Source organism: Sulfobacillus thermosulfidooxidans (genome assembly GCF_001280565.1).
Taxonomy (GTDB): Bacteria; Bacillota; Sulfobacillia; order Sulfobacillales; family Sulfobacillaceae; genus Sulfobacillus; species Sulfobacillus thermosulfidooxidans_A.
Map to the genome: position 1 here is coordinate 2206941 of NZ_LGRO01000001.1, position 12496 is coordinate 2219436.

Consider the following 12496-nt stretch of genomic DNA (forward strand, 5'->3'; position numbering starts at 1 on the left):
CATTTTTCATTAACGTGTCGCTTGAGCGCCTCCGCCGGTTGCCCCATCTACAGGTCTTCGCAATAGCCACATGGTTTGACCCAATTGGAACAAGTTAGAGACAACATAGTAGACTGACAAGCCCGCCGGAAATCTGGAAGCCACATATCCAAACACAATCGGCATCATCCACAACATGAGTTTTTGACTTTGTTGCATTTCCGGTTGCTGCGGAGTCATCATCATGGTTTGTTTTTGCATGAAAAATGTGCTGACCGCAACCAGAATCGGAAGGATGTACGTGGGGTCAGGCTTGGCCAAATTCTGCCATACCCAAAACCCATAATTGTGATGGACGTATTTGAAGCGTTCCAAAACATCAAACAGACCATACATAACAGGAATCTGCAGTAAAAGAGGCAAACATCCCGATGCCGGATTGACCCCTTCTTCTTTGTATAGCTTGGCTAATTCCGCTTGCATGGCCTGTGGATTGCCCTTATGACGCTGCTGAATTTCCCGTTGCTTCGGTCCCACTTTGGCCATTTTTTGCATCGAACGGGCCTGATAAATACCTAGCGGCAACAGAATCAACCGCACCATCAGTGTCAAAAGGATAATCCCTAACACGTAATTATGGGTCCATCCCGTGAACACCACAAAGGCTCCCCGGATTAGGCTTAAAAACCCGCCCCAAATACCCATTTATAGCCTCCTTAACGATCTATGGAACTGGGTCATAGCCGCCCTCGTGTAAAGGGTGACACCGTAAAATTCGTCGAACAGCTAAATACCCGCCTTTTGGCACCCCATACTTCGCAACGGCTTCTACAGCATATTGCGAACAGGTCGGCATGTAACGGCAGCTCGGCGGGGTCATCGGAGAGATATATCTCTGATACAGGTGAATTAACCCAATCACAATTGTTCTCATCCGTCTTCGCCTACCTCATAACATCTTACAGCTGCTTTTTAAGACATCCCGCTCTCACTAATAATTTGTGCAAGGAGTGAACAAGCCGGTCCCAATCCTCAGTTAAGACAGGTTTCTTGCCCAAAATAATTAAATCTCCGCACGGCGTCACGTTTTCCGCAAAAAGAGAAAAAAGTGCTCGCAGTCGCCGGCGAATACGGTTCCGTTTAACGGCCGAACCCGCAGAGCGCTGGGTCGTAAAACCTATTCGCGGTGCTACACTGTCATTAGACAGAATGAAAAGGACCATATAACGGTCCCCTACGGTGCGTCCAAATCGGAAAACCCGACCAAAATCGGCGCGCCTTTTAAGACGCTGAAATTGTGCCATGATATTATCCAGCTAAACGTTTACGACCCTTAAGTCGGCGCCTTTTGAGGACCATACGGCCAGCTTTCGTGGACATACGTTTTCTGAAACCATGGACTTTTGCCCGGTGACGACGGTTCGGTTGGTACGTGCGCTTCACATTAGTCACCCCCCGACTCTAGCGCAAATGTGCTTTAATTATATCCACTTCGTGGTTAAGGGTCAAGGAACCAACCGGTTATTTAACCCTTAGATTTTCTTCCTTAGTTCATTGAGAGCCTTGTCCGAATTTGTTATCATAAACCCACTCCTCCGCGCGGCGGGGGCATTCATTATTTATAGGTGAGTTATCAACAATTTGTGGATAACTTTGTGGATTTCTTGTGTATATTAGGGGGAATTGTTTCATGCTTGAGGTCGGCTTGGAAAGCCTGTGGGCAGACACGGTTGCACGACTCGAAAGCGAATTATCCACACCCAGCATTGAGACTTGGGTGAGGCAAGTATTCCCACTGTCTTTGGATGATGGTGTGCTGGAGCTGGCCGTACCGAGTGATTTTGTGCGCCAAATTATCGCCAGCCGCTACACAGGCCTGTTGCGTGATGTCTTGGCAAAATCTGCTGGACGTCCTATTGATGTGCATTTAATCCTCACTCCTAAATCATCGGAGACAGTCTATAACGAAAAACCCGTACCGGTACCGATTTCTGTCAGTCAAGAATCCCGACCGTCGGTGAACAAAGAGCCCTCCGAAACCACAGAATCAGAATTTCATACCCGTCTTAATCCCAAATATGTTTTCGAGGCTTTTGTTGTCGGGGTCTCTAACCGCTTTGCCCACGCGGCATGTCAAGCGGTGGCAGAAATGCCGGCCAGAGCTTACAACCCGTTATTCCTATACGGCGGCGTGGGCCTTGGAAAAACTCACTTAATGCACGCCATTGGCCACCATGTCTTAGCCGGGTCGCCTAAAGCGCGTGTATTATACGTATCATCAGAAAATTTTACCAATGAGATGATAAACGCTATTCGTGACGATAAAATGGTGCGTTTTCGCCAACGTTACCGAAATATTGATGTTTTGCTAATCGATGATATTCAATTCGTTGCGGGAAAAGAACGAACTCAGGAAGAGTTTTTCCACACATTCGAAGCACTACACGGGGCACATAAACAAATTGTCATTTCAAGTGATCGTCCTCCGAAAGATATCCCCACCCTCGAAGAGCGTCTCCGTTCACGCTTCGAGTGGGGCCTCATCACGGATATTCAACCACCCGATCTTGAAACCCGAATTGCTATTTTGGCCAAAAAGGCGCAGCTGGAGGACTTATCGGTGCCCGATTCGGTGTTGCAATTTATTGCCACTCGCATTGATACCAACATTCGGGAACTCGAAGGCGCCTTAATCCGCGTCATGGCCTATGGTTCGATCACGCGTCAGCCATTGACAGCAGAACTCGCCATGGAAGCCTTGAAAGACGTCATCCCTAATTCACGGCCGAAGCCGATTACGATTCGCCTAATTCAAGAAGAGGTTGCCAAACACTTCGATCTCCGGGTTGAAGATCTTAAGGCCAAAAAACGAACGCGAACGGTAGCATTTCCGAGACAAGTCGCGATGTATATGGCAAGGCAATTAACCGACTCCAGTCTTCCCCGCATTGGCGAGGAGTTTGGCGGACGAGACCATACAACGGTCATTCATGCCTGCGAAAAAATCGAGCAAGAACGACATACGGATACACAACTTGCTCAATTATTGGAAGCTCTGACAAAACGGATCAAATCACGTTGAAAAGGTGGGGATAAAGTCTGGATAAACAGGGGACTCTTTGTGGAACAATGTCGAGTCATACACAGGCCTAGAATTTTTCTGCCATCTGTCCCCATTTATCCCCGTTTTGATACACCAGTTATTCACGGTTTTTTGGTGTCGGATCAGCGCGATTTATAAGGACTTATGGGACTTATCCCCGTTATCCCCAGCCCTTATTACGACTACGGTTTTGATCGATCAAAATCATGATCATCATAAGCATGGGGAAAACTGGGTGACGATTACGAAGGAGGACAGCAACTAATGCGGTTTAGTGCGGCACAAGATCAAACAGCGTCAGCTTTACAACAAGTTATTCGTGTAATTCAACCGCAAAATACCATGGCTATTTTGACCGGTGTGCAACTCCAGGCTGATATGGGCGTCTTGCGTTTGTCGGCTACGGACTTATCAAGTCATATTGTGGCAGAAATTCCCTGCGACGTCTTGGAACCTGGCTATGTTGTTCTGCCTGCTTCCACATTGAGTGACTTAATTCACCGTCTGCCGACAGCCACATTCGAATTATCGACTGAAGAAGCCAGCGGACGTGCGACGATTCGCTATGGACGCAATAAAGCCGTGATCAATGGATTCGGCCGCGAAATGCTCCCTAATTTTCCAGCGATGAACGCTGACAAACAGGCAATTGAATTACCAGCGGGGACTTTAGCGACCTTAAGTCGTCAACTCTTATTTGCATGTTCCAAAGATGATACCCGGCCCATATTAAAAGGCGTCTATGTCAAACTCGCCAATGGCCGTTTAGTCATGGTAGCCACTGACGGCAGCCGGCTCTCTCATAGCTGGCTACCCGTTCCTGATTACCGGGGAATCGAAGAATCGGTGGTAATCTCACCCAAAGTGCTGGCTGAGGGCGCCCGCATTAACGCCACTCAAGCTGTGTCGCTGAGGATGGGCCAGGGGTTGATCGAACTCTCCGCACCCGGCATGACTTTCACGGGTCGCCTTCTAGACGGTCAATATCCCGACTATGATCGCGTTATTCCCACGGAATACATCAGTCAGTGCCGGGCTGCTACCGGGGACTTTCGGGGAGCTGTGGAACGCGTCAGTTTAATCGCGGCGAAGGAACGGTCCACGCCCTTACGCATTCGCATCGAATCTGGAAGTATCGAATTATCCACCCAAGCGGCAGAAATTGGTCAGGCCGAGGAAATCATTGATTGCCCCACGGAAGGTCAAAATTTAGACATTTTGTTTAATCCCACATATATTCTGGAAGCCATTAAATCGTTAGATGGCGAAGAGGTCATCATCGAGTTTTCCGGCGTACAGTCGCCGGCGAAAATTCGGTCGGCAGACAATTCGTCCTATTTTCACATTCTTTTGCCCTTAAGGCAATTGGTCTGAAATGTGGCTTGATCAAATTACCATTGTAAAATTTCGTAATATTGCCCAAGCATCGATTCAGTTTTCTCCCCAGCTGACATTGTTGGTTGGGGATAATGGGCAAGGCAAAACGAATACATTGGAAGCGGTCCACGTCCTGTTGACAGGAACATCATTTCGGTCGGGTAAAGACCAAGAACTCATCATGTCATCCAATAAGAACAGCCCCGAAAAGTTCCAAGAGGGCTCAGAACTGGAGTTGGACATCATGAGTCTTGAGGGGGTCGTGCACCAAGACTCTGAGCGAATACTAAGATTACATCATCGTATGCAGCTTAACCCGCTGCGAAAAAAACATGAAGGCCCGGTATTACCTGTTGTCATTTTCTCGCCAGATGATGTGCAGTTATCAAAAGGTTCTCCGCAAGGTCGGAGGAGATTTCTTGATTGGCTTATTGCTCCGATTGATTCTCGGTATTTAAGGCTTTTCAGGCAATACCACCGCGCCTTGTTGCAACGGAATAGGGCGCTTAAAGATCCACGAATGGCATCAACGGTTACCAGCTTTAATCCGTTGTTGGCACAATCGGGCAGTTATTTGTGGAATAGACGGTTACAAATCTTACGGGAAATTATTCCAGTTGCCCAAAAAATCTTTGCGGATTTAACAGGACTTCAGCTGAGCGTCCAATTGGCTCCGGGGGGAACCCAAAATGCTATGACAGATCCTGGGAGCTATGAGGAACTGCTAAAGGCTCATCAAAAAACCGACCAACAACGGGGAATGACTTTAATGGGACCGCACCGCGATGATCTCATATTCACAATCGATGGCTTTCTTGCCATCGATTACGCATCCCAAGGGCAGCACCGGGCTATCGCGCTAAGTCTGAAATTGGCAAGTTTCGAGATTTTAGAACAGGAAACCGGAATGACACCCATCGTATTGTTAGATGACGTATTATCCGAATTGGATCCTATGAAACGTTCACGATTACTACAGTTTATTGCCGTAAGTCGGCCGCAGACGGTGATAACCGATACCGAGGCCCGTAATTATGAAAACTTGGAACCCATGATTTATCACGTCAATCACGGCATTTTAAGTCAACAGGAGATCCGATGAACAAGGACGAACATCTGCAACATATTCTGGATAGACTGGTGGAAACATACTCCTGGCAACCTGCGAAATCGTTATGGATTTTGGAAACAAGCTGGAATGATGTGGCTGGCGAGTATATTGCAAAAAATACGCGTGTCATCGGATATAAACCGAAAATATTGACAGTCGCTGTCAAATCGTCGTCATGGGCTCAAGAACTACAATTTTTTATTCCTGAGTTAAAGCAAAAGATTAATGACCTCTTAGGCTCCGTTTTTGTTGAGGATATTCACACGCGCATTTTTTGGAAGGCCTTTCGGCCACCAGTTTATCGTATGGGCACGGGAGAAATTTCTGTTCGTGTCGGCCGTGTTAAACCACGAACCGACAATCTTAAGGATCTGGTTAACCAAGTAGAGACCAATTACCATTTGGCTGTCAAACAATGGTTAAACGAGGGGTATCAACCGTGTGTGTCGTGTGGAAGCCCCACACTAAAACCCTATCGTCTCTGTAGTGTTTGCGAGAAGAAATCGTAAAATATTTGGTGAGTTGAGGAGAGGAGACCTCGGTGTATTTACATATTGGCCACGATATGATGATCGATGCGGAAACCATTATTGCGATATTAAACAGAAACTTGATGGATTATTCTCCTGAAGTGCGGCAAATGATCCACCGGTTTTATGCGGAAGGCCAGTTACAAGGTGATTTGAACGAAGCCAAATCTCTGATCTTTACCTCAAACGGCGTAATTTTATCGAACATTTCGCCAGCCACCCTTTACAAGCGGGCGGCTCGAACCTCGTCCAAAGAGGGAACCAGCTCGGTGTGGTATACTGAAATATAGGGCTTTTTTGCCTTTGACTAGTTTTTCAAGGAGGACCATTGTATATGACGGAAGACACCCAACCGGGAAGTTACAACGAGAGTGATATTCAGGTATTAGAAGGCCTTGAGGCCGTCCGAAAACGCCCGGGAATGTATATTGGTTCCACAGGTCCCAGGGGTCTCCATCATTTGGTCTATGAAATCGTCGATAACTCCATCGATGAAGCGTTAGCCGGGGTCTGCGATCATATCTGGGTAACTCTCTATAAAGATGGCCGCGTCGGCGTGCGAGATAACGGTCGTGGAGTGCCCACGGGAATCCATCCCAAAGCGGGAATCCCGACACTCCAAGTGGTCTTGACCATCTTGCATGCCGGAGGCAAATTTGGCGGTGGCGGATACAAGGTTTCAGGAGGACTTCACGGGGTCGGTCTTTCAGTTGTCAATGCTCTATCTTCTGAACTAACAGCCACGAGCCGTTTCAATGGCGGTGTGTTTGTTCAGCACTATGCAAAAGGCAAACCGCTAGATGCGGTAACTCAGGTCGGAACCACGACAGAAACGGGATTTGAAGTGATATTCCGGCCTGATGCGGAAATTTTTGAAGATGTTCATTTCTCGTTTGATACTTTAGCCAACCGGATGCGCGAACAAGCGTTTTTAAATGCTGGGGTATTTTTGTCCTTATATGAAGAAGCGACAGGACGTTCCATCCAATTTGAGTTTCAAGGCGGCGTCGAATCTTTTGTTGAATATTTGAATTTAAGTCGAGATGTGCTGCATCCAAAGCCCATTGCCTTTTCGGGATCTAAAGACGGGGTGATGGTCGATGTAGCCCTGCAATACAACGATAGCTACAACGAGACGATTTTTACTTTTGCCAATACGATCCGCACGCATGAAGGTGGATCGCATGAAGCCGGTTTTAAATCGGCATTAACCCGTGTTTGCAATGATTACGCCAGGAAACTTGGTCTTCTCAAAGATCAGGATGCCAACTTGTCAGGGGAAGATGTGCGCGAAGGAATCACGGCCATTGTTTCAGTCAAATTGCCTGAACCCCAATTTGAAGGCCAGACCAAAACGAAATTAGGCAATTCCGAAGTGCGGGGAATTACGGAAGGAATTACGGCCGATGGATTGGCTACCTTTTTCGAGGAGAATCCTTCGGTGGCCAAACGGATTTTGGAAAAATCGGTCCAGGCTGCCAGAGCTCGCGAAGCAGCCCGGAAGGCCAGAGAATTAACCCGGCGAAAAAGTGTGCTGGAATCTTCCGCATTGCCGGGCAAACTGACAGATTGCAGTTCGCGTGATCCCAAAGAATCCGAACTTTACTTGGTAGAAGGAGATTCTGCAGGAGGATCGGCAAAACAAGGACGAGACCGGCGGTACCAAGCCATTTTGCCGTTGCGTGGAAAAATTTTGAACGTGGAACGGGCTCGTGTGGATAAAATTTTGGCGAATGAAGAAATTCGGGCCATGATTACCGCCATCGGGACAGGTATTGGCGATGAATTTGTTCTGGATAAAGCTCGTTATCACCGGATTGTGATTATGACAGATGCTGACGTCGATGGTTCTCATATTCGAACCTTGTTGCTCACGTTCTTTTATCGCTACATGACGCCGTTAATTGAGGCCGGATATGTTTACATTGCCCAACCGCCGCTTTACCTGGTTAAAAAGGGTAAAGTGGAACAATATGTGTATGATGATGCCCAATTAGAACGGGTATTAAATGAGTTAGGGCACGGCAAAGAAGTCAATATTCAGCGCTATAAAGGGCTTGGAGAAATGAATGCCGAGCAGTTATGGGAGACAACCATGAATCCCGAAACCCGCACACTTTTACAGGTCGAACTGGAAGATGCCGTTGCGGCCGACTGGATTTTTAGTGTGCTGATGGGAGAAAAAGTGGAATCCCGGCGTGAGTTTATCCAAGAGAACGCCCACTTAGTGAGAAATCTTGACACCGTAGGATAAAGCGAGGAAACGATAAATGGCTAATGTCGGGCATGTTTTGCCCATTGATATCCAAGACGAAATGAAGAAATCCTACATCGACTATGCCATGAGCGTTATCGTTAGCCGGGCATTACCCGATGTTCGGGATGGTTTGAAACCCGTTCACCGCCGAATTCTTTACGCGATGAACGAACTGAGTAACACACCCAATCACCCCTATAAAAAATCCGCGCGTATTGTTGGAGAAGTTCTTGGTCGTTACCATCCCCATGGCGACGTAGCCGTTTATGATGCGATGGTACGCATGGCGCAAGATTTTTCGATTCGCTATCCCCTGGTTGACGGTCATGGGAACTTTGGGTCTATGGATGGGGATTCGCCAGCGGCCATGCGTTATACCGAGGTGCGACTATCGCCGATTGCCATGGAAATGCTGGTGGATATTGATAAAGAAACCGTGGATTTCATCCCAAACTTCGATGAAACCACAGAAGAACCTGTCGTATTGCCAGCTCGTATTCCGAATTTGCTTATTAACGGATCCTCAGGAATTGCTGTCGGAATGGCGACAAACATTCCTCCTCACAACTTAACGGAGGTTGCGCATGCTGCCGTCTATCTCATCGATCATCCTGAAGCCACATTAGAAGATCTGCTAAAACATATCCCTGGTCCCGATTTTCCCACTGGTGGCATGATTATGGGTCGCGAAGGAATTCACCAGGCCTACGCCACAGGACGAGGAATAATTGTCATGCGTGGAATTGCTAAAGTCGATGAATCCGATACTGGGCGAGCGCGCATCATCATTAGCGAAATTCCCTACCAGGTAAACAAGGCACGGTTGTTAGAGAAAATCGCGGAATTGGTCCACGAGCACAAAATCGAAGGAATTGCCGATTTGCGGGATGAATCGGACCGTCATGGCGTGCGAATTGTTATCGATTTGAAACGGGACGGGGTCCCGAAGGTGATTTTAAACAAGCTGTATAAATACACGCCGTTACAGCAAACCTTTGGCATTATCTTATTAGCCCTGGTGGATAATCGCCCGCAAGTTTTATCGTTGAAAGAGATTCTCCATTACTTTATTGCGCACAGGAAAGAAATTATCGTCCGGCGTACGCAATATGATCTCAAAAAAGCTGAAGCCCGGGCGCACATTTTAGAAGGTTTGCGGATTGCGTTGCAATTTCTCGATGAAGTGATTGCGCTAATTCGCGGTTCTTCGAGTGTCGATCAAGCACGTTCCGGTCTCATGGAACGCTTTGGGCTGAGCGAGCTGCAAGCCAATGCCATTTTGGAAATGCGACTCCAGCGCTTAACCCAGTTGGAACAAGCTAAGATCGAAGAGGAATACCAGCAGATTCAAGCGTTAATTGCGCATTTACGAGAAATTTTGGCGGATGAACGGCTGGTCTATCAAATCATTAAAGATGACCTTGTGGAAATCCAAGATAAATATGGGGATGAGCGCCGAACCAAGATCGGTCCTGCGGTCAAAGATATGAGTGACGAGGATTTGATCCCTGAAGAAGACATGGTTGTCACTTTAACGCACCGGGGCTATATCAAACGCTCGCAAACATCAGTATACCGCGCGCAGAAGCGTGGTGGCCGGGGAGTGACGGGTAGTACTGTTCGGGAAGATGATTTTATTAATCATCTGTTCATTGCTTCCACCCATGCTTATTTGTGTTTCTTCACTAATAAGGGACGGATTTACCGGGTCAAGGTTCACGAAGTCCCTGAAGCCAGTCGGCAGGCCAAAGGAATTTCTGTAGCCAATCTGATTGCGATGGAAGCTGATGAGCGCATTGCCGCTGTTCAAACCTTGCCACAAACGGTTGCGGAAGACTCTTATTGGGTTTTCGCCACCAAGCAAGGTGTCGTCAAACGCACGGCGTTATCGGATTATAGTTCATGGCGTGGGGGTGGCATTATCGCCATCAACCTTGATCCCGGTGATGAACTCATTGGGGTAGAGCAAACTAGCGGTCAAAGTGATATTCTTTTGGCCACAGCCCATGGACAAGTCATTCGCTTTAACGAAGAGTTAGTGCGCGCGATGGGCCGATCCGCCCGCGGGGTGCGGGGCATTCACTTGCGGCCTGGGGATCGTGTCGTATCATTAGCAGTCGTTAGTGATCAAGGAGAGTTGCTCTTACTTACGGAAAATGGTTATGGCAAACGCACGTCGACCGATCAATTTCGGGTAACAGGCCGTGGTGGCCAAGGTGTGTTAGGCTTGCGCATTACTGCGAAAACTGGACAACTGGTAGGAATTGTGCCTGTGGAGGGCAATGAACAATGCATGGTTATTTCCAGCGATGGCACATTAATTCGGATGGATGTAGCCAGTGTCTCGAAACAGGGAAGAGATTCCCGAGGTGTTCTGGTCATGAGACTAGAAGAAGGGCAGACTGTCGCGGCATTTACTCGTGTGTCAGCTGATGACGAGAACGAGGAAAGTAGCTAAACTTAAAATTAACGATCCAGCCACCTTGGACTGATCGCACTATGGCAAGGGAGGATTTACTGAAAGATGGAAGAAAGACAAGTGGGAACCTTTAACGTGAAGGCTGGATTAGCAGAAATGCTAAAAGGCGGCGTGATTATGGATGTCACAACACCTGAACAAGCCGTGATTGCGGAAAAAGCCGGTGCTGTGGCGGTTATGGCGTTGGAACGCGTACCTGCGGACATTCGTGCTGCGGGTGGTGTGGCCCGCATGGCGGATCCGCACATTGTGAAAAGCATTCAGCAAGCGGTTTCGATTCCCGTTATGGCCAAAGTTCGGATTGGACATTTTGTCGAAGCACAAGTATTGGAAGCGTTGGAAGTTGACTATATTGATGAAAGCGAAGTCTTAACTCCGGCTGATGAACAATATCACATTGATAAATGGGCGTTTAAAGTTCCCTTTGTCTGTGGAGCCCGCGATTTAGGAGAAGCCTTGCGCCGCATTGCAGAAGGAGCAGCCATGCTGCGGACTAAAGGGGAGCCTGGAACCGGAAATGTGGTGGAAGCGGTCAGACATCTTCGTGCTGTCAATGCGCAAGTGCGGCGTTTAGTGAATACACCGGATGATGAATTACCAGACTTGGCCAAAGAACTGCGGGCCCCCTTGGAACTGGTACGGAAAGTCAAGGAATTAGGACGGTTACCGGTTGTTAACTTTAGCGCCGGAGGAATTGCCAGTCCAGCGGATGCTGCATTGATGATGCAATTAGGCGCTGATGGAATCTTTGTGGGTTCGGGTATCTTTAAGTCGCAAAATCCGGAAGCCTTTGCCCGTGCTATTGTCCGTGCCACCTTACACTACAATGATCCCAAGGTGATTGCCGAAGTCTCTGAAAATATCGGAGAGGCGATGCCGGGATTGGAAATGGCAACCTTAACGCCAGCAGACCGGATGCAGGACCGGGGGATTTAAATGACTCTGAACATCGGTGTCTTAGCCATTCAAGGAGATGTCCGCGAACATAAAAATCACTTGGCAAAAGTCGGGGCCAATCCCGTCGAAGTCCGTACCGTCAGGGATTTGGAAAACGTGCAAGGTCTAATCATTCCTGGTGGGGAAAGTACGACCATCGGCATGCTCATGGCGGAAGAAGGTCTTATTGACGCTATTCGCAAGCGGGTAAATGAAGAACAATTTCCGGTTTACGGGACTTGTGCGGGATTAATTTTACTGGCCAAAGAGGTGATCGGACCCTCTCCAGCGCGTCTTGGTTTGATGGACATTACTGCCGATCGCAATGCTTATGGTCGGCAACTGGCTTCTTTTGAAACCAAAATCCCTATTAAATTCCTGGCTGATGGTCCCGAGTTTCCAGCAGTCTTCATTCGGGCTCCACAAATTCGTCAATATGGCCCTCAGGTTATCCCGTTGGCGACATATGATGGACAAGTGGTCATGGCGGAAGAAGGTCCGCTCTTAGTCTCAGCTTTCCATCCCGAAATGAGTGGGGACGTTCGAATTCATGAGTATTTTGTCAATAAAGTGAGGAAAACTCTTAACGTGTAGGCGTGTTCACATCAGAGGCTTGGGCATGCAGACAAGCCTCTGATTTTTTATTGACAAGGGCATATGGGTACGGCAAAATCGACATAGGATAATATTTTGTCAGGTTTTTATGTGAGGAAAGAACATACGG

Annotated in this window: 13 protein-coding genes; 9 read left to right on the plus strand and 4 right to left on the minus strand. The window is 47.9% G+C overall.

Annotated features, from left to right (window positions below; all coding sequences use genetic code 11):
* Positions 1-9 precede the first annotated feature (9 nt).
* The 4 genes from AOA63_RS10950 to rpmH are packed head-to-tail and all read right to left on the minus strand — an operon-like array spanning position 10 to position 1422.
* Entirely contained in the window at positions 10-684 is a 675-nt protein-coding gene (locus AOA63_RS10950; RefSeq protein ID WP_053959725.1) for a YidC/Oxa1 family membrane protein insertase, read from the minus strand.
* Positions 685-703: 19 nt separating this feature from the next.
* Positions 704-913: a membrane protein insertion efficiency factor YidD gene (gene yidD, locus AOA63_RS18980; protein WP_082343906.1), complete on the minus strand. Its 210-nt coding sequence runs from the start codon at positions 911-913 to the stop codon at positions 704-706.
* Between the two features lie 25 nt (positions 914-938).
* Positions 939-1283 (minus strand): ribonuclease P protein component, encoded by a 345-nt coding sequence (gene rnpA, locus AOA63_RS10955; RefSeq protein ID WP_053959726.1) that lies wholly within the window; start codon positions 1281-1283, stop codon positions 939-941.
* Between the two features lie 4 nt (positions 1284-1287).
* The gene (gene rpmH / locus AOA63_RS18985) at positions 1288-1422 is read right to left on the minus strand and encodes a 50S ribosomal protein L34 (RefSeq protein ID WP_076006773.1); all 135 of its coding nucleotides are present in this window, start codon (positions 1420-1422) and stop codon (positions 1288-1290) included.
* Between the two features lie 247 nt (positions 1423-1669).
* On the opposite strand from rpmH, the gene dnaA reads away from it, so the two are divergent.
* From dnaA to pdxT, 9 genes are all read left to right on the plus strand, one after another.
* Positions 1670-3061: a chromosomal replication initiator protein DnaA gene (gene dnaA, locus AOA63_RS10960; protein ID WP_053959727.1), complete on the plus strand. Its 1392-nt coding sequence runs from the start codon at positions 1670-1672 to the stop codon at positions 3059-3061.
* A 285-nt stretch (positions 3062-3346) separates the two neighbouring features.
* Positions 3347-4456 (plus strand): DNA polymerase III subunit beta, encoded by a 1110-nt coding sequence (dnaN, locus tag AOA63_RS10965; RefSeq protein ID WP_053959728.1) that lies wholly within the window; start codon positions 3347-3349, stop codon positions 4454-4456.
* 1 nt (position 4457) lies between these two features.
* The gene (gene recF / locus AOA63_RS10970; protein WP_053959729.1) at positions 4458-5561 is read left to right on the plus strand and encodes a DNA replication/repair protein RecF; all 1104 of its coding nucleotides are present in this window, start codon (positions 4458-4460) and stop codon (positions 5559-5561) included.
* Positions 5558-6079, plus strand: a complete 522-nt coding sequence (locus AOA63_RS10975) for a DUF721 domain-containing protein (protein ID WP_053959730.1) — start codon at positions 5558-5560, stop codon at positions 6077-6079. The genes recF and AOA63_RS10975 overlap by 4 nt, the downstream gene beginning before the upstream one ends.
* 32 nt (positions 6080-6111) lie before the next feature.
* Positions 6112-6390 (plus strand): extracellular matrix regulator RemB, encoded by a 279-nt coding sequence (gene remB, locus AOA63_RS10980; RefSeq protein ID WP_053959731.1) that lies wholly within the window; start codon positions 6112-6114, stop codon positions 6388-6390.
* Between the two features lie 44 nt (positions 6391-6434).
* Positions 6435-8354, plus strand: coding sequence for a DNA topoisomerase (ATP-hydrolyzing) subunit B (gyrB, locus tag AOA63_RS10985; protein ID WP_053959732.1), 1920 nt, complete (start codon positions 6435-6437; stop codon positions 8352-8354).
* A 16-nt stretch (positions 8355-8370) separates the two neighbouring features.
* Positions 8371-10815 carry a DNA gyrase subunit A gene (gyrA, locus tag AOA63_RS10990; RefSeq protein WP_053959733.1) on the plus strand — a complete coding sequence of 815 codons (2445 nt, stop codon included), beginning with the start codon at positions 8371-8373 and terminating at the stop codon, positions 10813-10815.
* Between the two features lie 66 nt (positions 10816-10881).
* A complete protein-coding gene (gene pdxS, locus AOA63_RS10995) occupies positions 10882-11772 on the plus strand; it encodes a pyridoxal 5'-phosphate synthase lyase subunit PdxS (protein ID WP_020375208.1) in 891 nt (296 codons plus the stop codon).
* A complete protein-coding gene (gene pdxT, locus AOA63_RS11000) occupies positions 11773-12366 on the plus strand; it encodes a pyridoxal 5'-phosphate synthase glutaminase subunit PdxT (protein WP_053959734.1) in 594 nt (197 codons plus the stop codon).
* Positions 12367-12496: the final 130 nt, after the last annotated feature.

What these genes read in the sequence shown, in the direction of transcription:
- AOA63_RS10950 (WP_053959725.1), bottom strand. Translation starts at nt 684, where the DNA reads ATGGGTATTTGGGGCGGGTTTTTAAGCCTAATCCGGGGAGCCTTTGTG.
- yidD (WP_082343906.1), bottom strand. Translation starts at nt 913, where the DNA reads ATGAGAACAATTGTGATTGGGTTAATTCACCTGTATCAGAGATATATC.
- rnpA (WP_053959726.1), bottom strand. Translation starts at nt 1,283, where the DNA reads ATGGCACAATTTCAGCGTCTTAAAAGGCGCGCCGATTTTGGTCGGGTT.
- dnaA (WP_053959727.1), top strand. Translation starts at nt 1,670, where the DNA reads ATGCTTGAGGTCGGCTTGGAAAGCCTGTGGGCAGACACGGTTGCACGA.
- dnaN (WP_053959728.1), top strand. Translation starts at nt 3,347, where the DNA reads ATGCGGTTTAGTGCGGCACAAGATCAAACAGCGTCAGCTTTACAACAA.
- recF (WP_053959729.1), top strand. Translation starts at nt 4,458, where the DNA reads ATGTGGCTTGATCAAATTACCATTGTAAAATTTCGTAATATTGCCCAA.
- AOA63_RS10975 (WP_053959730.1), top strand. Translation starts at nt 5,558, where the DNA reads ATGAACAAGGACGAACATCTGCAACATATTCTGGATAGACTGGTGGAA.
- gyrB (WP_053959732.1), top strand. Translation starts at nt 6,435, where the DNA reads ATGACGGAAGACACCCAACCGGGAAGTTACAACGAGAGTGATATTCAG.
- gyrA (WP_053959733.1), top strand. Translation starts at nt 8,371, where the DNA reads ATGGCTAATGTCGGGCATGTTTTGCCCATTGATATCCAAGACGAAATG.
- pdxS (WP_020375208.1), top strand. Translation starts at nt 10,882, where the DNA reads ATGGAAGAAAGACAAGTGGGAACCTTTAACGTGAAGGCTGGATTAGCA.
- pdxT (WP_053959734.1), top strand. Translation starts at nt 11,773, where the DNA reads ATGACTCTGAACATCGGTGTCTTAGCCATTCAAGGAGATGTCCGCGAA.